At 41.0% G+C, this 21,604-nt stretch carries 10 protein-coding genes; 9 read left to right on the forward strand and 1 reads right to left on the reverse strand.

All coding sequences use genetic code 11. From position 1 onward, the window contains the following. The first annotated feature begins 25 nt into the window (after positions 1–25). Genes U2718_RS02805 through U2718_RS02825 form a run of 5 tightly spaced genes read left to right on the forward strand, consistent with a single transcriptional unit; the run spans position 26 to position 15,860 of the window. Positions 26–3,544, forward strand: coding sequence for a filamentous hemagglutinin N-terminal domain-containing protein (locus U2718_RS02805; protein ID WP_341994863.1), 3,519 nt, complete (start codon positions 26–28; stop codon positions 3,542–3,544). Positions 3,545–3,586: 42 nt separating this feature from the next. After that, a complete protein-coding gene (locus U2718_RS02810; RefSeq protein ID WP_341994865.1) occupies positions 3,587–6,151 on the forward strand; it encodes an S-layer family protein in 2,565 nt (854 codons plus the stop codon). 42 nt (positions 6,152–6,193) lie between these two features. Further along, positions 6,194–9,703: a filamentous hemagglutinin N-terminal domain-containing protein gene (locus U2718_RS02815; RefSeq protein ID WP_341994867.1), complete on the forward strand. Its 3,510-nt coding sequence runs from the start codon at positions 6,194–6,196 to the stop codon at positions 9,701–9,703. Positions 9,704–9,745: 42 nt separating this feature from the next. Continuing rightward, the gene (locus tag U2718_RS02820; protein WP_341994869.1) at positions 9,746–13,021 is read left to right on the forward strand and encodes an S-layer family protein; all 3,276 of its coding nucleotides are present in this window, start codon (positions 9,746–9,748) and stop codon (positions 13,019–13,021) included. 43 nt (positions 13,022–13,064) lie between these two features. Next, the gene (locus U2718_RS02825) at positions 13,065–15,860 is read left to right on the forward strand and encodes a CHAT domain-containing protein (protein ID WP_341994871.1); all 2,796 of its coding nucleotides are present in this window, start codon (positions 13,065–13,067) and stop codon (positions 15,858–15,860) included. Between the two features lie 165 nt (positions 15,861–16,025). Here the strand turns inward: U2718_RS02825 and U2718_RS02830 are convergent, their stop codons facing one another. Then, a complete protein-coding gene (locus tag U2718_RS02830) occupies positions 16,026–16,613 on the reverse strand; it encodes a fasciclin domain-containing protein (protein ID WP_341994873.1) in 588 nt (195 codons plus the stop codon). 658 nt (positions 16,614–17,271) lie between these two features. On the opposite strand from U2718_RS02830, the gene U2718_RS02835 reads away from it, so the two are divergent. The 4 genes from U2718_RS02835 to U2718_RS02850 all read left to right on the forward strand — a co-directional run bounded on the left by U2718_RS02835 (position 17,272) and on the right by U2718_RS02850 (position 21,427). Next, the gene (locus U2718_RS02835; RefSeq protein WP_341994875.1) at positions 17,272–18,471 is read left to right on the forward strand and encodes a sigma-70 family RNA polymerase sigma factor; all 1,200 of its coding nucleotides are present in this window, start codon (positions 17,272–17,274) and stop codon (positions 18,469–18,471) included. Positions 18,472–18,561: 90 nt separating this feature from the next. Further along, positions 18,562–19,737 (forward strand): DUF1822 family protein, encoded by a 1,176-nt coding sequence (locus U2718_RS02840; RefSeq protein ID WP_341994877.1) that lies wholly within the window; start codon positions 18,562–18,564, stop codon positions 19,735–19,737. A 206-nt stretch (positions 19,738–19,943) separates the two neighbouring features. Continuing rightward, the gene (locus U2718_RS02845; RefSeq protein WP_341994879.1) at positions 19,944–20,411 is read left to right on the forward strand and encodes a DUF4870 domain-containing protein; all 468 of its coding nucleotides are present in this window, start codon (positions 19,944–19,946) and stop codon (positions 20,409–20,411) included. A 488-nt stretch (positions 20,412–20,899) separates the two neighbouring features. Then, complete coding sequence (locus U2718_RS02850) at positions 20,900–21,427, forward strand: hypothetical protein (RefSeq protein WP_341994881.1); 528 nt, start codon at positions 20,900–20,902, stop codon at positions 21,425–21,427. The last annotated feature ends 177 nt before the right edge of the window (positions 21,428–21,604 follow it).

Genomic DNA, 21,604 nt, shown 5'->3' on the forward strand with positions numbered 1-21,604 from the left:
ATTTTGAATTTTAAATATATTGATTATGAAACCATCTTGGTCGCTATTTCTTACCACTCTATCCCTAGCAATCCTAGTAAATATTGCACCTATCTTTTCTGCAAAAGCACAACTTACTCCAGATCAGAGTCTAGGTAATGAAAGTTCAACGGTAAGTCCCCTGAATACTAATATTGACATCATTAATGGTGGTGCTACTCGCGGCTCAAATTTGTTTCACAGTTTTCAAGAATTTAATGTTGGTGAAAACAGAGCAGCCTATTTTTCCAATCCTAATGGTATTACCAATATTCTGACGCGAGTTACTGGTGGCAATCCCTCAAATATTCAGGGAATACTGGGTGTTCTGGATACTAATTTTGCTTTAGGTACAGCAAATCTGTTTTTGATAAATCCCAACGGAATAAACTTTGGGCCGAATGCTCAATTAGTTTTGGGTGGTTCGTTTTTTGGCAGTACAGCCAGTAGTATAGTATTTGACAATGGAGTTGAATTTAGTGCTGCCAACCCGCCAGCATCTGTGTTGACTGTGAATATTCCTGTGGGTTTGCGGTTTCGGGATAATCCTGAGAACATCACTACTAATCGTTCTGTAGTGGGCGACAGTATTGTTCGTAGTTTTCTTTCAGTGGAACCAGGAAAAACGTTGGCACTGGTGGGCGGTAACGTCCGTTTAGATGGAGGAATTCTTTTTGCGCCTGGAGGACGAATTGAGGTAGGCGGATTATCAACAGCAGGAACAGTTGGAATAAATAATGATGGTAGCCTGAGTTTTCCTGATGGTGTAGCACGAGGCGATGTATCGTTTACAAATGAGGCGATCGCTTCTGTAGTTGCTGGCGGTAGAGGCGATATTGCAATTAATGCCCGGAATTTAGATCTGCTGGGGGGAAGTGACCTTTTCGCTGGAATACAAGTGGGATTAGGCACACCCGATGCCCAAGCAGGTGATATTAGAATCGATGCAACAGATAAGGTGAGAATAGAGGGAATAAGCAACTCTCTTAGCGCCATTATTAACACAAGTGGCAATTTCTCACCCTCAAACATCTCAGAACCAGGAAATGCAGGAAATATAGTTATCAATGTGGGAAGTCTAGAAGCCAGTGGTAATTTTCTGATCGGTTCTGCAACTAACGGGGAAGGAGATGCAGGAAGGGTAAGCATTACAGCTAAAGATAAAGTCTTCTTGCAGGGATTACAGGGAGCTACTACTGGAGTAACCAGTTTTGTTGGAACATCAGGCAAAGGGAATGGTGCTGAAATAGTAATCGACACGCGATCATTGTTCTTATCTAATACTCAATTATTTACTTCCACGGGTGGACAAGGAAATGCTGGGAATATTAAAGTTAAGGCCATTGATTCTATCTCTGTTAACAACTCAACTTTGTCAGCTGCCTCTACTGGGCAAGGAAATGCAGGTAATATTACGATTGGCACAACTTCTTCTCCCAAAGTTGTTAGCATCCAAAGTTCTACTTTAAGTACCACCAATGAGAGTGTAAGCGCTTCTGCAAATGAGCCAATTAATGCTGGGGATATATCGATTGATGCTCTTGATACTATCTCTATAGATAAGTCAGTCATACAAGCTTTTACCAAAGGTTTTGGAAACGCTGGTAACGTTACCTTGCAAGCTGAAAATGGAAATATCTCCCTTACCAATGGTAGTTTCGTCTTCAGTACAGTCGAGGCAAATGCAGGAAACTCTGTAATTACTCAAGGCAATGCCGGCAAAATTAATGTTGTTGCCAGAAATCTTACTCTGAGTGATGGTTCTCAAGTGCAAACTTTAGTGCGTTCTGGTAAGGGTAATGCTGGTGATATCACCATAAAAGCTAGTGGTGATGTCTTGTTTTCTGGGTATAGTACCATCGACCTTGCAGGTAATTCGGGTTTTTTCCGTAGTGGAATATTCAGTTCAATCAATACAGGAGCAGAAGGTAAGGGTGGCAACATCAATATTTTTGCTGGATCATTATCAATGAATGATTCTAGCCTCATTTCTACTGCGACTTTTGGTCTAGGAGATGCAGGCAATATATTAGTAAATGTTGACGGCGCTATTAAACTTGCTAACTCCAGCTACATTGTGAGCAATGTGGGGCAGCAAGGGGAAGGGCTTGGCGGTGATATCAACATTAAAGGGCGATCGCTTACCCTTACAGAAGGTGCTCAAATACAGGCCGCGGTTTTCCGTGAAGAAGATGGTTTACCAGGTGGAAAAGGAAAAGCGGGAGACATCGATATCAATACTACGGATTTTATCGACATTTCTGGCGTTGATACAACTGGATTCTCAAGTGGATTGTTTGCCAGCGCGGAAAGAGGAACAATCGCAACCCAACCTCAAGCTGCGGGAGATATTACCGTTACCACCGGTGATTTTCGCATAGCGGACGGTGCGGTAGTAAATGCATTAACGTCTAATACTGGTGATGGAGGTAACATCACTATTAAAGCTAAAACCTTTACAGCTACTGGTGGTGGACAATTACTCACAACTACTTTCAGCAGTGGACGTGCCGGAGATATCACCCTGAAAATTTCTGACAACATTATCATCTCTGGTAGTGACCCTAACTTTAATCAGCGACCTAGAAATAGACGAGATAATCAAGGGGCTGAAAGTGGGATATTTGCTAACACAGCCCCTGGTTCTACAGGAAAAGGGGGAGACATTTTCATCGATCCCGAACAAGTCACAATTAAAGATGGTGGAACGATCACAGCAACAAGCGCTGGTACGGGAGAGGCTGGTAATATAACACTTGTGGCTGATAATCTTACGCTTGATCGCGGAACAATCACAGCTGAAAGCGGTAGCACCACAGGTGGCAACATTAATTTAGATATCAAAGATTTATTGTTACTGCGTCGTAACAGTCTAATATCTGCGACTGCTGGTAGACAGCAAAATGCTGGCGATGGCGGTAATGTCAACATTGACACAGGCTTCCTCGTTGCTTTCCCAAAGGAAAATAGCGATATCACAGCAAACGCGTTCACTGGTAGCGGAGGTAGCGTCGATATCCAAGCAGAGTCTATCTTTGGCATTGAACCACGCGATCGCCTGACTCCATTGAGTGATATTACTGCCAGTTCCGAACTTGGTGTCGGTGGCACTGTCAGCCTCAACACCCCAGAAGTTGACCCCAGTAAGGGTTTAGTAGAATTACCAGAGACTGTCGTAGATCCCCAAGATCAGATCGCTCAAAACCCCTGTCAAAAAATTGGTGGTAGTGAATTTATCATCACTGGACGTGGTGGTTTACCACCTAGCCCTAACGAAAGCTTGAGCAGCGACAATGTTCGGGTTGATTTAGTACAACCTGCTATCACTAGCAACAGTTATCAAAGTGCAACCATCAACCAACCGACAATTTCTTCTACTACCAATACAAAACAAGTTGTCCCCGCGCAAGGATGGGTGTTCAACAACAAAGGCGATGTAGTCCTCACAGCCTACGATTCTACTGCTACTGAGATGCCGCAACGCGCTTCTTCCAAAACAACTGCGGCTTGCCCTGCACCTTTCTAAGATTTGTCGGTATCTCGTAGGAGTAAAAATGAGGGGTTTATTATGTTACTTAATTATGCGGTTTTATTCGGGAATTACGTAAGCAATACAAAGAAAGATATTAACAGACGATCGCCTGCACATCACCAATCAATCTCGATAAAGGACGGTGTAGAACCTGCAAAAGAGCGATCGCTGATTTTTATTATTTTGCCTTTTGTTATGGTGGGTAGCCTTGCACCAATATGTTCTACCACAGCCCAAATTGTTGAAGATAACAGTCTCGATGCTACAGGCAGAACGAGCATTACTCGTGATGTTTTAATTAGGGGTATAACAAGCGATCGCATCGATGGTGGTACTACTCGCGACTCAAACCTTTTTCACAGTTTTGCGGAATTCAATGTTGGTGCAAATAGAGGAGTTTATTTTTCTAATCCGGCTGGAATTGAAAATATTCTCACTCGCGTTACAGGTGGCAATCGCTCGAATATCCAAGGAAGGCTGGGTGTATTAGGTAATGCTAATCTTTTCTTCATTAATCCAAACGGAATTATATTTGGCTCTAATGCCCGTTTAGATGTTGGTGGATCATTTATTGGCAGTACAGCCGATAGCATCCAATTTGCCGATGGTTCCTTGTTTAGCACCAAAATTGCTGAGAGTACACCACTGTTGACTGTTAGTATACCCGTGGGTTTGCAAATGAGAGCAAAACCAGAAAGTATTGCCGTGCAAGGGGCTGGTGGTTTCCTCAGTAGTTTGCGGGGGCTTGGTTTGATCGTACCTCCTGGTAAAACTTTGGCGCTTGTGGGTGGTGACATAAACTTGGACGGTGCTTTTCTTAATGCTCCAGGAGGGCGAATTGAACTGGGTAGTGTGGCTGGAAATAGCCTAGTTAATTTAAGTCCAACAAACCAAGGCTGGACAGTAAATTATCGGGGTGTGAAAAATTTTGGGAATATCCAAATTTCGAGGAGCTTTGTAGATATTAGTATTGAAGATAACAGTGGTATCCCAGTCCTGGCGGAGAAAGGTAACATTGCTATCCGCACTTCTCAGTTAGATATAGGCAGAGCCTCTGTTGTCAGAGCCAATACCTTTACCTCTGCTCCTGGCGGAGATATCAGTATTGATGTCCAAAAGTTAACTGTACGGGAAGGCGCGATCGTATCAAGTCGAGCATTTGATAGTGGTGCGGCAGGAAATTTGACAGTAAACGCTTTAGAGGAAGTACAAGTGATTGGCACTTCAGCTAGTGGTTTATTTGCTAGTAGTTTGACTACTTCATCTGAGGAAGGAGCTACAGGCGCAGCAGGAAATCTGACTATTAATACAAGTAAGTTGCTAGTTCAGGATGGGGCAGTAATAACAACTGATACTTTTGGTGCAGGCAAAGGAGGAAACTTAACAGTAAATGCTACAGACAAAATACAAGTTATAGGTACCTCACCCAGAGGTCAATCTCCCACTAAGCTGTCTACTTCAGCACTTCCACGCTCAACAGGAACGGCTGGTAACTTGACAATTCATACAGCCTCCTTAATAGTACGCGATGGAGCACAGATTGGTGCTGGCACTTTTGGTGCAGGTAATGGGGGGAATTTAACAGTAAATGCCTCTAAAAAAGTGCTATTGACTGGTATCTCTGTCATAGGTCAGTTTCCCAGTGGCTTGTTTACTTCCGCACAACCAGGTTCAACAGGAACGGCGGGAGACATAACAGTTAACACTCCTACTTTAAAAATTCAAGACGGAGCAGGAATATCTGTTAGAAGTCGAGGAAAAGGCTTTGCAGGAAATCTCAACATCAATGCAGATTCTATCCGCTTGGAGAATAAAGGAACCATAACAGCGGAAGCCAGTTCAGGAAGTGGTGGTGATATCTATTTAAATGTGCAAGATTACCTACTGATGGGAGATGAAAGTATTATCTCTGCTACCGCACTCGATGGTAATGGTGGCAATATTTTTATCAACGACAACCCGAATTACCGAGGCTTTTTGATTGCTACACCCAACGAAAACAGTGATATCACCGCCAACGCTGGCAGTGGTCAGGGAGGTAAGGTGATGATCAACTCTGCTGGCATTTTTGGGTTTGTGCCTCGTAGTCGCCAAGACTTAGAAAGGTTGCGTCCCAACGATTTAGATCCAAGACAGATACCAACTAACGACATCACTGCTGTTTCACAACAAAATCCTTCTTTGAGCGGTAGTGTTACCCTCAATACTCCAGAAGTTGATCCTAGTCGCGGTTTAGTGGAATTACCAGAAAATGTTGTAGATCCAACAGAGCAAATTGCTCAAAACCCTTGTCAAAAAGGTGGTGGTAGTGAATTTATCATCACTGGACGTGGTGGTTTGCCACCAAATCCTAATGAAACGCTCAGTAACGACAATGTGCGTGTTGATTGGGTAGAACCTGTCGGCAGTACAGTTAATTCTCAAAATATAAAAATTAACCAATTACAAATCTCTGCTACTGCCAAAAAGATTGTTCCTGCGCAAGGATGGGTATTCAATCAAAAAGGCGATGTCGTTCTCACAGCTTACGATCCCACTGCTACCAATCTTTCTCGACGCACTTCTTCTGAAGCTACTGTGGCTTGCCCTGCACCTTTTTAAGATTTGTCGATATCTCATAGGAGTAAAAATGAGGTGTTTAATATGTTACTTAATCATGCGGTTTTATTCCGGAATTACTTAGACAATAACCAAAAAGATATTAATAGACGATCACCTGCATATCGTCAACCAATTTCAGTTAAATACCGTTGGCAAATAGGATATGCTTGGCGATCGCTCTTTTTCTTCACCTTACCTCTAGCGATCATCAGCAGTCTTGCACCAATATGCTCTGCCACAGCCCAAATTGTCGAAGATAACAGTCTTGATGCCACAGGCAGAACTAGCATCACTCGTGATATTGAGATTAGAGGTATCGTAAGCGATCGCATCGATGGTGGTACTACTCGCGACTCAAATCTGTTTCACAGTTTTGCGGAATTTAATGTTGGTGAAAATAGGGGAGTTTATTTTTCCAATCCGGCTGGGATTGAAAATATTCTCACTCGCGTTACAGGTGGCAATCCCTCAAATATCCAAGGAAGACTGGGTGTTATAGATATTAACAATAACTTGGGTACAGCAAATCTGTTCTTGATTAATCCCAACGGAATTGTTTTTGGGCCGAATGCTCGTTTAGATTTAGGTGGTTCATTTTTTGGCAGTACAGCTAACAGCGTAGTATTTGACAATGGATTTGAATTTAGTGCTGCCAACCCACAAGCACCACTATTGAATTTAAATATTCCTGTAGGCTTGCGATTTCGGGATAATCCGGGAAGCATTACCATTGGGAATAGTCAGGGAAGCATTGCCAATCCAACACCTGAATCACCCACTCTTCTTGAGATTCAGCCACAAAAGACCTTGGCGTTGGTAGGCGGTGGGATTAACTTAAATGGCCAGAGACTAAGAGCACCTGGAGGACGAATTGAGTTAGGAGGATTACAAACTGCGGGAACAGTGGGAATAAATGATGATGGCAGTTTAAGTTTTCCCAGTGGAGTGGAACGAGCAGACATATCTATGAATGCAGCTGAAGTAGATGTTACCAGTGGAGGGGGAGGAAGTATTGCGATTAATGCCCGGAATATCAACATCCTCGGTGGTAGTGATATTTGCGCTGGAATTGGTGCAGATCCTGCTTGTGGTGGACTAACATCAGATTTTGGTTCTGTTGGTAGCCAAGCAGGAGACATCACACTGAATGCTTTGGAGACGATCACAATAGCCGATCCATTTAGCGATATTAATAATCAGGTGAATTCTGGTGCCGTTGGTAATGGTGGGAATATCAATCTCCAGGCCAGGTCATTGTCTATAAATAATGGTGGAAGAATTAGTGCCAACACTTTTGGACAGGGAAATGCAGGTAGTGTAAATATCTCTATCAATGAGACTTTTTCTTTGGATGGTGGAGAGAGTGGAAGTTTTATATTTAACAACGTGTTGTCTGATGCTGTTGGTAACAGTGGGGGAATAAATATCAGCACAGGTTCACTTTTTGTAACTAATGGTGGTCAAATCACATCTGATGTAGAAGGAGAAGGAAATTCAGGAAAAATCACCATTGTAGCTCGTGATACTGTTTCTTTTGATGGACGCGGAGAAGGCGGATTTCCTAGCGGTATCTTCACTAATGTGGGAGAAGAAGGTCAAGGTAATAGCGGTGGAATTGATATCACCACTGGCTCCCTTTCGATCACTAAGCGTGCTCAACTAGCTAGTACTACTCAGGGGATAGGAGATCCTGGAGATATAATCATAAACGCTCCAAACCAAGTATTTTTATCAAACTCCATTATCATCAGTGAGGTAACTGAAAAAACAGGTGTCGGTAATGGGGGGGATATAAAAATAACGACTGGTTCTCTGATACTTAAGGATGCTTCAGCATTACTTGCAGATTCAGAGAATATAGGGAACGCAGGAAATATTATTATTGATGCTCGTGATTCTGTAATTATTGAAGGTCAAGGCCCTAGTGCTGGTGACATTGATAACATTGTTCCCAGTCAAATCAGCACTACTGTTGAGAGCATAGAATCTACAACTACGGGTGAGGGAGGTAATATTAGTATCTCCACAGGATTGCTCTCTATTAAAGATGACGGATTTATAACTTCCTTTACCGAGGGAAAGGGAAATGCAGGTGATATAAACATTAATGCCCTTGATATTCAACTCACCGACAGCGACATTAACAGCGGTGTGAAAGCCGGGGGTGAAGGAAAAGGTGGTGACATTAATATTGAGACTCGTTCACTCTCCCTGAGTAATGGCTCTAAGATTGACTCTTCAATCTTTAGGCAAACAATAGACGATCAAGGGAATATCATTCCTGCTGGACGAGGAGAAGCTGGAAACATTAGAATTACTGCTTCTGATACCATCACCCTTGCTGGAGTTAATGCTGATGGGTTTTCCAGTGGATTATTTACTCTCACAGAAACAGGAACATCAGGTTCAGCAGGAGATATCTTTGTTGAAACTGGTAACCTACGAATTACAGACGGTGCAATTATCAGTGCTACTACTTCTAACTCTAGTGATGGCGGCAATATTTTCATCAATGCGAGAAACTTTGAAGCACTTAATGGCGGACAAGTAGCCACCGCAACTCACAGTAGTGGTAACGCCGGGGCGATCGCATTTAAAGTTACAGGAGATATGACTATTTCTGGCTTTAATGAAGGCTCTGCTAGCGGTATCTTGGCTAACACATCTCCTGGGTCTACAGGAAAAGGCGGTAGCATTTTCATTGATCCCAAACAAGTCACAATTAAAGATGGCGGAACTATCACAGCAACCAGTGCAGGTACGGGAGAAGCTGGTAATATAACGCTTGAGGCTGATAATCTTACTCTCGATCGGGGAGCAATTACAGCTGAAAGCGGTAGTGCCACAGGCGGCAACATTAATTTAGATATCAAAGATTTATTGTTACTGCGTCACAACAGTCTAATATCTGCAACTGCTGGTAGAGAGCAAGGTGGCGGCGATGGCGGTAATGTCAACATTGACACAGGTTTCCTCGTTGCTTTTCCCAAAGAAAATAGCGATATCACAGCAAACGCATTCACTGGTAGTGGAGGCAGAGTTGATATCCAAGCAGAAGCTATCTTTGGCATTGAACCACGCGATCGCCTGACTCCATTGAGTGATATTACTGCCAGTTCCGAACTTGGTGTCGGTGGCACTGTCAGCCTCAACACCCCAGAAGTTGACCCCAGTAAGGGCTTGGTGGAATTACCAGAGAATGTTGTAGATCCAACAGAGCAAATTGCCCAAAATCCTTGTCAACAAGGTGATGGTAGCAAATTTATCATCACCGGACGTGGTGGTTTACCGCCTAGCCCCAATGAAAGCTTTAGTACCGATAATGTTCGTGTTGATTGGATAGAGCCTGCCGCTAGCAGTAGAGGTAATTCTCAAAGTGTCAAAATTAACCAGGCACGAACCTCTGCTACAGCCAAAAAAATTGTCCCCGCGCAAGGATGGGTGTTCAACAAAAAAGGTGATGTAGTTCTCACAGCCTATAACCCTACTGCTACCAATCTTCCTCAACGCACTTCTTCTCAAGCGACTGTGGCTTGCCCTGCACCTTTTTAAGATTTTTTAACTTTCCGAAATTATAAAAGTGAGGAGTTGAGTATGTTGCTGGAAAAATTAGAATGCGTTTGGGAATTAGATCATTTGTGCCAAAAGGGACGATCGCCTGCATATCACCAAGCAACGTTAGTAAAATGCTGTTGGCAAATGAAATACACGAAAGGGCGATCGCTCTTTTTTATCTCTTTACCTCTAGCTATACTGGGCAGTTTTATACCTATGTCTATTGCCACAGCCCAAATTGTTCAAGATAGCAGTCTCGATGCTACAGGCAGAACGAGCATTACTCGTGATGTTGAGATTAGAGGTATAGTAAGCGATCGCATCGATGGTGGTACTACTCGCGACTCAAATCTGTTTCACAGTTTTGCGGAATTCAATGTTGGTGAAAATAGAGGAGTTTATTTTTCTAATCCGGCTGGAATTGAAAATATTCTCACTCGCGTTACAGGTGGCAATCCCTCAAATATCCAAGGAAGACTGGGTGTTGTAGATATTAACAATAACTTGGGTACAGCAAATCTATTCTTGATTAATCCCAACGGAATTGTTTTTGGGCCGAATGCCCGCTTAGATTTAGGTGGTTCATTTTTTGGCAGTACAGCCAACAGCATAGTATTTGACAATGGATTTGAATTTAGTGCTGCCAACCCACAAGCACCACTATTGAATGTAAATATTCCCGTAGGATTGCGATTTCGGGATAATCCGGGAGACATCACCACTAATCGTTCTGTAGTAGGTGATAGTGTTTTTAGTAGTTTCCTTCAAGTACAACCGGGAAAGTCTTTAGCACTGGTAGGCGGTAATGTTAGCTTAGATGGCGGTATTCTTTTCGCACCAGGAGGAAGAATTGAGGTAGGGGGATTGTCAACAGCAGGAACAGTGGGAATAAATCCTGATGGCAGCCTGAGTTTTCCCGATGGTGTAGCGCGAGGGGATGTATTGTTTAACAATGAGGCGATCGCTTCTGTAGTTGCCAGTGGTGGAGGCAGTATAGCAGTTAATGCCCGAAACATAAATATTTATGGACAAAGTGTTGTATATGCGGGAATAACACAAGGTTCTGGTTCAACTGCTAGTCAGGCAGGAGATATCACACTCAATGCTACCGGAACAACAACAGTTGCAAATAGTGTAATTTTCAACTATGTGGATTCTGAAACTGTTGGTAACTCAGGAAACATAACCATTGATACTGGACAGTTAAGTCTCACTGATGGCGCACAAATCGCAACTTTTACTTTCGGTCAAGGGAATGCAGGAAATTTGACTGTTAACGCCTCTGATTTAGTAAAACTTGTAGGCAAAGATACAAATGGATTCCCTAGCTTCTTGGGTTCTAGAGTTCGTGAAGAAGGTACAGGTCAAGGAGGAGATGTGACTATCAATACTAGACGCTTAAGCATCCAAAATGGAGCAGGAGTGTCAACCAGTACTGAGGGCGAGGGAGATGCTGGCAACCTGTTTATACGAGCAACTGAATTAGTAGAAGTTGTAGAAAGTTTCTTAGATACTAGTGTCTACCCAGAAGCCAAAGGTCAGGGAGGAGATCTGACTATTGAGACTGGACATTTGAGCATCAGAGATGGATCGGTAGTGTCAACGAGTACCTATGGCGAGGGAGATGCTGGCAACCTACTTATAAAAGCTAGTGACTTGGTAGAAGTTGTAGGCACAGGAGAACCCGATGTAGATCCTTCATTGCGAGCTAGCGTAGAAACAGGAGCTACAGGAAATGGTGGAGACTTAACTATCGAGACGAAAAACTTGGTGATTAGAAACGCCCAAGTAGGAACTTCAGTCTTTGGCAAAGGAAATGCAGGCGATCTCACAGTTCGCGCTACCGAGTCAGTAGAAATCACCGGCAAAGTCTTTGGAACCAATCCAGATCCTGAAGAGCCACCAATTAGAAATCCGGCTGGCTTGTTTTCTCAAGTGAATAGACAAGGAGAAGGTAACGGGGGAAACATAACCGTTGAAACTCCACGTTTAAGTATTGGTGATGGTGGCAAAATCCAAGTTGCCGTTTTCGGTAAAGGCAATGCAGGCAATATATTGATTCGTGCTTCTGAGATCGACATCTATGACACACCAGGCAAGGCTGACTTCTTTCAGGGGGGTATATTCGCCGGTTTTCAAGTAGATGAGGATGAAACTACGGCTCCACCCAAAGGCGACTTTGGCGGCACAGTAACCATAGAAACTGATAGATTACGCGTTAGAGATGGAGGAACAATAACAGTATTTACTGAGGGTGATGGCAATGCAGGTACATTGCGAATCACTGCTAAGGATTATATAGAAGTATCCGGTGAAGTTTTTGGTAAAACAACCAACAGTAAATTCACGAGTTCAATTAGTGCAAGAGCTACAGCAGATAGTACAGGTAACGGTGGTACATTGATACTTGATACTGACAAATTAATTGTTAGGGATCAAGGACAAATAACCGTCAGCAGCGAAAATAACAAACCCGCAGGAAACTTAGAAATCAAAGCTCGCACCATCAAACTAGACAATCGAGGAGGCATCACAGCTACTGCCAGGGGAGGTGACGGTGGTAATATCACTCTCAACATCCGCGACTACTTATTTATGCGCCGCAATAGTGAGATTTCTACCTCCGCAGGTACAGCAGAAACTGGCGGTGGTAACGGTGGCAATATCTTTATCAATTCTCCAAATGGCTTTGTGATTGCCACACCCAACGAAAACAGCGATATCACTGCTAATGCTTTCACCGGGCAAGGAGGTAAAGTTACGATTAACTCTGCTGGCATTTTTGGATTTGTACCTCGCAGTCGCCAAGACTTAGAGAGGTTGCGTCCAAATGATTTAGATCCAAGACAGATACCAACCAACGATATCACTGCTGTTTCACAACAAAATCCTTCTTTGAGCGGTAGTGTTACCCTCAATACTCCAGAAGTTGATCCTAGTCGCGGTTTAGTAGAGTTACCAGAGACTGTCGTAGATCCCCAAGATCAGATCGCCCAAAATCCTTGTCAAAGAGGTAGTGGTAGTGAATTTATCATCACTGGACGTGGTGGTTTGCCACCTAATCCGAATGAAATGCTCAGTAATGACAATGTTCGTGTTGATTGGGTAGAGCCTGTCGAAAGTAGAGGCAATTCTCAAAATATAAAAATTAATCAGTCATCTACTCATCTGAGTGCCAAAAAGATTGTCCCCGCGCAAGGATGGGTACTCAATCAAAAAGGTGATGTAGTTCTCACAGCCTACAACCCCACTGCTACTAATCTTCCCCAGCGTGCTTCTTCCAAAAATACTGCGGCTTGCCCTGCACCTTTTTAAGATTTGTAAATTTTTTAAACTAAGTGGAGATGGAGATTATTATATGCAGCTTAATCAAAACTTTTTGATTCGCAATTTAAAGAATTCGGTCAAAAGAATTTATAAAAAACGTTCATTGTTTTTGGCAAGTTTGCTGTTTCTTGTTTCCGCAGCTACTCCGCCTGTTGTCGCTACAATCCCGCCAGCAATTCCAATTGTACAAACTCAGCAGGATGCCAGACAACTAGCTAACAAAGCTATCCAATTATATCGTTCTGGGAAGATTCAAGAAGCGGCAGATTTATGGGAAAAAACAGTGTCTGCTTTTGCTACTCAAAAAGATAGCTTAAACCAAGCAATGGCTTTGAGCAATCTCTCATTAACTTATCAACAATTAGGACAATGGGAGCAAGCTAAAAAAGCCAGTGAAGATAGTTTATCTGTGCTGAAGATTCAACCCCAGAGCCAAGAAAAATTAAAAATATTAGCTCAAGCATTAGATATTCAAGGCAATTTGCACAGAGAAATGGGACGAGCGGCAGATGCCCTCAGTAATTGGCAAGAAGCGACTAAAATATATAGACAAATCAATGAACCAAATAAATTAGAACAGAGTAAGATTAATCAAGCTCAAGCTATGCAAGATTTGGGTCTTTATCCTCGCGCTTGCAATACTTTGTTGGAAGTTTTAAATCAAGAAATAGCAATTAAAAATTGTCAAGAATTCAGTCAGTTAAGTTCTCAAGAGTTAAGAACAAAGTTTGAAGAAAGCAATAGCAAATCACCTTCTTTAAATGTTATATTGGGATTGAGAAGTTTAGGTGAACTGCTAAGAGTTATAGGTCAACCAGAGCAATCAGAAATTGTTCTCGAACACAGTTTAAAATTAGTGCAAAAATTGAATTCTGCTGAAGAACAAGCTGCTACTTATCTGAGTATAGGCAACACGGCTAAAACTTTAGCTGAAAGCGAGAGGGTACGTCGTAGACGAGAAAATTATGACCAAAAAGCGTTAGATGCTTATAGTCAAGTAGTCAAGCTTAGTAAATCTGCAATTACGCGACAGCAAGCACAACTCAATCAACTCAGTCTTTTACTTAAACTGAAAAGATTTTCTGAAGCAGAAGCTTTATGGACATCTTTGAATTCTCAACTCAGTAACTTACCACCAAGTCGCACGGGAATTTATCAGCAAATCAACTTAGCTCAGAGTTTAGTAAAATTAGCGCAAACAGAAAATTTCCAATTAAAGGCAAATTCTCAACTTCCTACTTTTAACGATATTGACCAAATTTTAACTCGCTCTGCTGCACAAGCTAAAAGTTTGGGAGACAATCAAGCTGAAGCTTACGCTTTAGGAAATCGTGGTGCATTGTATGAGAGGGGCGGGAACAAGGAGGATTTATCACAAGCAGCAACATTCACAAATCAAGCTTTGAGTAAAGTTTCTAGCCTAGAAGCACCACAAATTAGCTATCAGTATTTTTGGCAATTGGGTAGGATACGTAAAGCACAACAAGAAATTCCAGATGCGATCGCTGCCTATACTAAAGCTTATAACGCCTTGCAGTCATTGCGCAGCGATTTAGTAGCGGTGAACCCAGAAGTACAGTTTTCTTTTCGGGATACTGTCGAACCGATTTATCGACAATTAGTTGAGTTAGAGTTGGAGTATGCTGATTCCCTAAAGAAAGCGGGAAAAAACGAAGAAAGTCAAAAACGGATTACTCAAGCTCGTGATGTGATTGAATCTCTGCAATTAGCTGAAATCAACAATTTCTTTCGCGAAGCTTGTGTAGAGGCAAATCCCAGAAATATTGATGAAATAGACGCTAGCGCCGCAGTTATTTATCCAATTATTTTGCCAGATAGGTTGGAGGTAATTCTCAGTCTCCCGAATAAATCTCCACAGCTTTATACAACTAAGATTACTAAACCGGAACTGGACAAGACTGTAGAACAGATGCAGCGTTTTCTGAGGGTTCCTCAAAGTGATATTGAAGAATCTTTACCTTACTACCAAACAGTTTACAACTGGCTAATTCGACCTCTAGAAAAAGACTTGGCAAGCAGTAAAGCCAAAACTCTAGTGTTTGTGCTGGATGGAGAACTGCGGAATATTCCTATGGCTGTGCTGCACGATGGCAAGAATTACTTATTAGAAAAGTATGCGATCGCTTTGACTCCTGGTTTGCAACTATTTAACCCCAAACCCTTGGCAGATATTAGGATTCAAGCCTTAACCGCAGGATTAAGCCAAGTTCGCAATGATTTACCAGCACACGAAGGTTTTGAACCATTGCCTAATGTACCGTTAGAACTAGAACGAATTAAGAAGCTGGGAATTTCAACTAAGTCTCTTCTCGACAATCAATTTACTAGCAAAGAAATTCAAACTGAGATTGATGGCTCTACTTTTCCGATCGTTCACCTAGCTACTCATGCTCAGTTTAGCTCTAATGCTGAAGATACTTTTATTCTATTTTGGGATAGACGCATTAATGTCAAACAGTTAGGTAATTTACTACAAGACAATACACTCAAACCGCGCAGACAAATCGAATTACTAGTTCTCAGTGCTTGCGAGACAGCAATTGGCGATCAAAGGGCTGCTTTGGGACTGGCGGGAGTTGCAGTACGCTCTGGTGCTCGTAGTACACTGGCAACATTATGGTCAGTGCAAGATGAAAGTACTGCTAAATTCATGGGCGAATTGTATAGCCAGCTGGAACAAGCCAAGCAAACAAAGCTCAACAAAGCACAAGCTCTCCAGCAAGCACAACTAACTCTTCTTAAAGATAAACAGTACAGCAATCCCCATTTCTGGGCGCCTTTTGTTGTTGTCGGCAACTGGCAATAAGAAACAAGGGATAGGGAACAAGGTTGGGAAAAATAATGTGTGTAATTAATTCTGCCTGAGTACTTAATAGAAAGTATTCTCGTTATCAGCGTGAAATAAGGATACTGGTAACGAGAAAAAGCCTACATTGTAAATACATCAGTAAGCAATGCTATTAACTAAACGCTAAAAATTATCCGGGATGAGTACTTGGTCAATTTCAATAATTACACCATTCGTGGTAGTAGTAGAAGGATGTTTGGCGCTTGCATTATTTAACTGAACTGTGCCATCAGCGCGATCGCTGATTTTAATATCTGCGCCTTCCACAGTTTTGATTGCGCCACTGTTCACCTGTTTGGGCGTGATTTCACCAGAGACCAAATGATATTTTAAAACTTTAATCCGGTTTTCTGGCTGGCTATATCGCTTGAAGACGTTATCGGGTAAAGAATCAAAGGCACTATCTGTTGGGGCAAAAATTGTGAAATAACCTGGTCGTTTCAGCGAGTCAAAAAGCCCAGCTTCTTTCAATTCATCAACCAAATTTGCAAATTTTTTATCTTTAGTAAGAGTATCAGCAATGGTACTGTTGGAGGTACGATAGGGATAGTTCTTATAAGCTGACGGTTGAAACAAAGCAAAGCGTGGAAAGAATCTTCTCGCTAAAACCGGAGAACTTATTAATGTTGTAACACCAATAATTCCTATAAGACACGCTAATTTGACCGATGTTTTTTTGCCTGTTAAGGCACGAAAATCCTTATCAAACATAAGTGTATCTAACCAATGTGGTATTTTAATGCTAATACTACAATGGCTTGGTAATGGATTTCGGAAAAAAAATTTATAAAATATGTTAAGTATTGGACATAATTTATTGATTACTTGCTATTATCAAATACTTTGTATTATTTATTATATTTAAATTTAGTAACTATACTTAAGTCTAGAGCAAATACAAAATGAGAATTTCTATGTTTAATTGAGCTATTTTAATCTAACCTCAAAAATTCAAGTTACACAATAGTGCAATTTAATACCTTTATACGTTGTAGTAAGAGATGATTTATAAAGTAAATCTTGAATTGTAGGGGAGCCAGTGCGGTAGTGAGACAGCACTGCGGACGGATTTCCCGCGTTGTAGCAACTGGCGTTGCGTTAAAGCGGTGCGTTAGGGCTCATCTGACTCTCTTAAACGCTCGAATCCCTACATAGCCGTAACACACCCTACTTAATACTTTATAAATAGCCTCTAATAATAAATTTCCTTACAGGTAGTTGTCATAGTCACTGCGACGATGCCCACTGATTACTTATGATTTTATAGTTAGCCGAAACATATTCTTGACTCTTTGTAGTTAAGTTTTGAGCAAGTATCTTGTGTACTTCAAATCTCACTAGATTAACTTAGGCTATTTAATATATTTTTATGCAGCCTCGTAAAAGTTTAATTGAAATTTTTTCTACTTTTTTACAATTCGACGCCGATCACTTCTGTGGTTGGGCAACGGATGCTAAACTGCGACGGAGTATGCACAGTCGTATTAAACAATCTACACATGATACTTCCGAAGGATTTTGGGCATTGTACTGGTATAGAGTTTGGCAATCTCAGATTCAAAGTGTAGCAAAGGAACACTTGATTGCTTATCTACAAGAATCTTGTTATTGGACATCCATAAAAGCAGCTCAAAGTTTTGCTAGTAGCCAATACAAACTCGCGGATTGTTTTCAAATTGCGATCGCTCAAGTTGATAAAGTCTTCAAAGGGTTTAACCCTAACCAAGGTTTTTTTCTCAAAAACTATGCTAGTGCTATCTTTAGTAGTATTATTCGTGACACCTTGCGGCAACGCCACGAAATTGATATCTGTTCAGATTGGGGACTACTCAGAAAAATCAGTCAAAAGCGTTTAATCGAGTCTCTACAAGCGGCTGGTTTACCTCCAGATACTGTTACTGCTTATGTGTGCGCTTGGAATTGTTTTAAAATATTCTATACACCAACTCAAGCTCAGGGTACTCGCCAACTAGCACGCCCAGATCTGCAAACTTGGGAAGCGATCGCTCAAGCCTATAAATCTCAAACTCAGTTTGAGGTAAATCCTCAAACATTAGAGACTTGGCTGTTAAGCTGCACCAAAGCTGTACGCAGATTTTTGTACCCCAGTGTAACTTCTATTAATATTTCTACTGCTGGAGATGATTCTACAGAATGGTTAGACAACATACCAGCAAATGAGCAAGAATCCTTACTCAATGAAATTATTACCCAAGAAGAACAACAAATCAGAACTGCGCAGTTATCTGAACTGAACACGGTTTTGACTACCGCAGTTGCTCAATTAGAACCTCAAGCACAGGAAATTCTATACCTTTATTACACTCAAGGACTCACACAACACCAGATTGCCAAGCAATTGCAGATACAACAGTATACCGTCTCGCGCCGACTGACAAAAACCAGGGAAAAATTACTACAATCTTTGGCTCAATGGAGCCAACAGAAACTGCATATTTCCATTGATTCTGACTTACTTAAAAGTATCAGTACGGTGATGGAGGAATGGTTGCAAAGCAATTTTATTGAAGAAGGGAACGGGGAACAGGTGATAGGGGATAGGGGATAGGAAACAGGGAACAAGAATTTTTCCCCCTCTGCTCTCTGCCCTTCTGCTCCCCTGCTCTTTTTATCCTCTTTGTTTCTGAAGTAAATACTTATGACTGGAAACCCTGCCCGATTTACTTTTGCTTCCCCACAGGAGCTAATTTTAGAAATACCTGTCGAAGTTCAAAACCAAGCTTGGCTTACGAGCCAATATTTTTCTCATTCTGCATCTTGCTATCAAGCTTACTTGAATAAACTTTGCCTGAGTGTGATCTTGCCGTGGTTACAACAAAATTTTACTACTCAGGCAAAGCCTTGGACAAGTACCACTGCTTTACCTAGCTTTTGGGAGCTGGTAAATGGATGCGCAATCTCTGTAGACGATATGCGATTAATATTGGTTCCTAGCGAAGCAATAGATAATAGTGAATTGCGAGTTCCACAAGAATGGATCGACATCCCTAGCTGGGTGGGCGATTACTATCTGGCAGTTCAAGTTGAACCGGATGACCGATATATTAGAATTTGGGGCTATTGTAAACACGAACAACTCAAAATTCACGGCAACTACGATGCAAGCGATCGCACATATTCTCTTGATGGCAATGACATCATTGGCGATATTAGTGTTTTAGCTGTAGTGCGAGAACTTTATCTGCAAGAACATACCCGTAGTTCTATTCAACCCCTACCCACTCTATCACCACAACAAGCACGAAATTTGATTGCTCACTTGGGCAAACCAGAAATAATTACACCTCGATTAGAAATGCCTTTTCAATTATGGGGAGCATTAATTGAACATGGCGGTTGGAGACAAAGCTTATATCAACGACGCTTAGGACTTCCAGAACAGTGGTCAGTTTTACAATGGTTAGAAAGTAGAGTCTCTCAACTTGCGCATCAACTTGGTTGGAATAGCTTGAATTTGCAACTCAACCCTGCTGGGGCAAGAAGTGTAGGAGAAATGCAATCCAGAACCATTCTCTCTCGCCAGTTAGCCATTGCTGGGCGATCGTATGAATTGCGGATTATTCCAACCAGCGAATCAGATACAACTATTTGGCGTTTTGAATTGCATAACACTGCACCAGGAGCAGCTATTCCTGGAGGTTTTAAACTAAAATTACTCACTGAAAACTTACAACCTTTTCCCAATAACGAAGATATAGCCACAACAACTATAGAACAACTGTTTGTAGAAGTCGCCTTAGAACCTGGTGAAGGTATCGTTTGGGAAATAGAACCGCTTCCTGAAAACTATGATCAAGAAATTCTCAGATTTTAAGTTTTGTCTAGATTTTTACATACTATTATGGTGGACAATTATTCTAAGCTGGTACGTATGCAATTTAAATATTTATTCGTGAAGGCTGTCATTAGTCATTTGTCATTACTTTTTTAAAAGATAAAGGACACAAGACTCATGATGGCAATAGCGAAAATATATGCAAAGTCAGACACGCACTAGCTTATAAATCCACCAAAAAATCAATGAGAGAACAAGACAATAAGCAAATACGCATTTGGGCAATGCTGTGTCATCTCTCAGCTTTGTTATGGATACCATTGGCTTTATTAGTATTGCTCGGAATACCTTTATATCTACCTTTACTCAATTTATTAGGGCCGCTCATTATTTGGCGATGGAAAAAGACACAAAATCCTTGGATTGATTTCCAAGGTAAAGAAGCTTTAAATTTTCAACTTTCGCTGACAATTTATACTTTAGTTGTCATTATTATTTCCTTATTTTTAGTTTTTACAACCTGTGGAATTGCTTTGACAACTGATATAAAGTCGCAACAATTAGAAATCTTTTTTAATACATTATTAACTTTTTTAGGTATATTAATTTTATTATTAATGTTAGTACAATTAATTTTAGTAATTTTTGCAGCAATAAAAGCCTATAAAGGACAACATTATCGTTATCCTTTCACCATTAGATTTTTACAGTAAATTTGTTCTCTATTCTTCGGGTAGGGCAGGGAAGCCATCATGTTTTTAGAGATTCTCTCGTTGAATAGGTGTAGTTTTTATAATGGGTAATTCAGCAGATTTAATATCAGTATTTTCGCTCATCTATTAAATGTAAAATGTACTCTGTGATATCTCCTATTCTTCTAGATACAAGGGTTTTTGAGAAGAGTAGGATGCGTTACGGACTCTGTCCGAACGCACCTTACAAATACTTATTTTTCCCAACATCAAATCGGGTTGCTATATATGTTTTTAGTTGAATTATATTGATTGTATTGCTAATGTTTCAGTTAATTTTTAACATTTTATATTTTTCTAAAAGTTCTAAGTATTTATACTTTTTATCATTGATTTTTTCTATTATCAAGACATCATAAGATTTAACTTCATCATCCCTAGAAATTAAAACTATAATTAAATTTAACCGAAGAAAATACTTCTATAGAAACTTCTTAGGAGAGTAAGTAATGACTCAAGAATATTCCACAAAGTGGTGGGCTGCTTTTTCATGCCTTGCTTTCATTGAAGGCATTTTGCTGGTGATGTTATTTTCAGGACGAGGTTCAGTATTAATTATAGCAGCATTGATTTTTATTGCTTTACTAATGTTTTTTATACCACGAGCAGATGATGTAGTAGCACTGACATTCGATCGGGATAAAATAGACAACAAAATCAATTCTCTCAACAAAAAAATGACCACTACCAAGAATAGAGTTGATAAGTTATTTATTTTATCAATACCAGAATCAATGTATAAAACTCTCCAAAAAATTAACTCTAGTAGCTATGGTAATTATGATTTATCAGCAAAATTAGAAAGGGAACTATATTTCCTACGAGATATAGGTTACATAGATGATATAGAAGAAATTCGCGATATCCCTTATAAGGGAAATAATCTTTCTAACTATGTAAAAATCACATCAGCAGGAAAGCAATTTATTGAACTGCGTAAGAGCATTGAAGAAGAGAATAGTAAGAAGAAAGATTAGTTAAAATATTCACCATCTGGAGCGACGTCTAAAAACATCCCTCAAATTTATCCTCCGCAGTTATCAAAGGGCGATCGCTTATCTACACTAACTCTGGCTCACCGAGCTAAACTGTGCGATCGCCCATACCCTCCACCCAAAATCATTAACCGCGCTGTCATCTGCTTTCGCGCAATC

The sequence above is a fragment of the Chlorogloeopsis sp. ULAP02 genome (assembly GCF_038404745.2).
GTDB lineage: Bacteria > Cyanobacteriota > Cyanobacteriia > Cyanobacteriales > Nostocaceae > Chlorogloeopsis.

What these genes read in the sequence shown, in the direction of transcription:
- U2718_RS02835 (WP_341994875.1), top strand. Translation starts at nt 17,272, where the DNA reads ATGCAGCCTCGTAAAAGTTTAATTGAAATTTTTTCTACTTTTTTACAA.
- U2718_RS02850 (WP_341994881.1), top strand. Translation starts at nt 20,900, where the DNA reads ATGACTCAAGAATATTCCACAAAGTGGTGGGCTGCTTTTTCATGCCTT.
- U2718_RS02810 (WP_341994865.1), top strand. Translation starts at nt 3,587, where the DNA reads ATGTTACTTAATTATGCGGTTTTATTCGGGAATTACGTAAGCAATACA.
- U2718_RS02825 (WP_341994871.1), top strand. Translation starts at nt 13,065, where the DNA reads ATGCAGCTTAATCAAAACTTTTTGATTCGCAATTTAAAGAATTCGGTC.
- U2718_RS02840 (WP_341994877.1), top strand. Translation starts at nt 18,562, where the DNA reads ATGACTGGAAACCCTGCCCGATTTACTTTTGCTTCCCCACAGGAGCTA.
- U2718_RS02805 (WP_341994863.1), top strand. Translation starts at nt 26, where the DNA reads ATGAAACCATCTTGGTCGCTATTTCTTACCACTCTATCCCTAGCAATC.
- U2718_RS02815 (WP_341994867.1), top strand. Translation starts at nt 6,194, where the DNA reads ATGTTACTTAATCATGCGGTTTTATTCCGGAATTACTTAGACAATAAC.
- U2718_RS02830 (WP_341994873.1), bottom strand. Translation starts at nt 16,613, where the DNA reads ATGTTTGATAAGGATTTTCGTGCCTTAACAGGCAAAAAAACATCGGTC.
- U2718_RS02820 (WP_341994869.1), top strand. Translation starts at nt 9,746, where the DNA reads ATGTTGCTGGAAAAATTAGAATGCGTTTGGGAATTAGATCATTTGTGC.
- U2718_RS02845 (WP_341994879.1), top strand. Translation starts at nt 19,944, where the DNA reads ATGAGAGAACAAGACAATAAGCAAATACGCATTTGGGCAATGCTGTGT.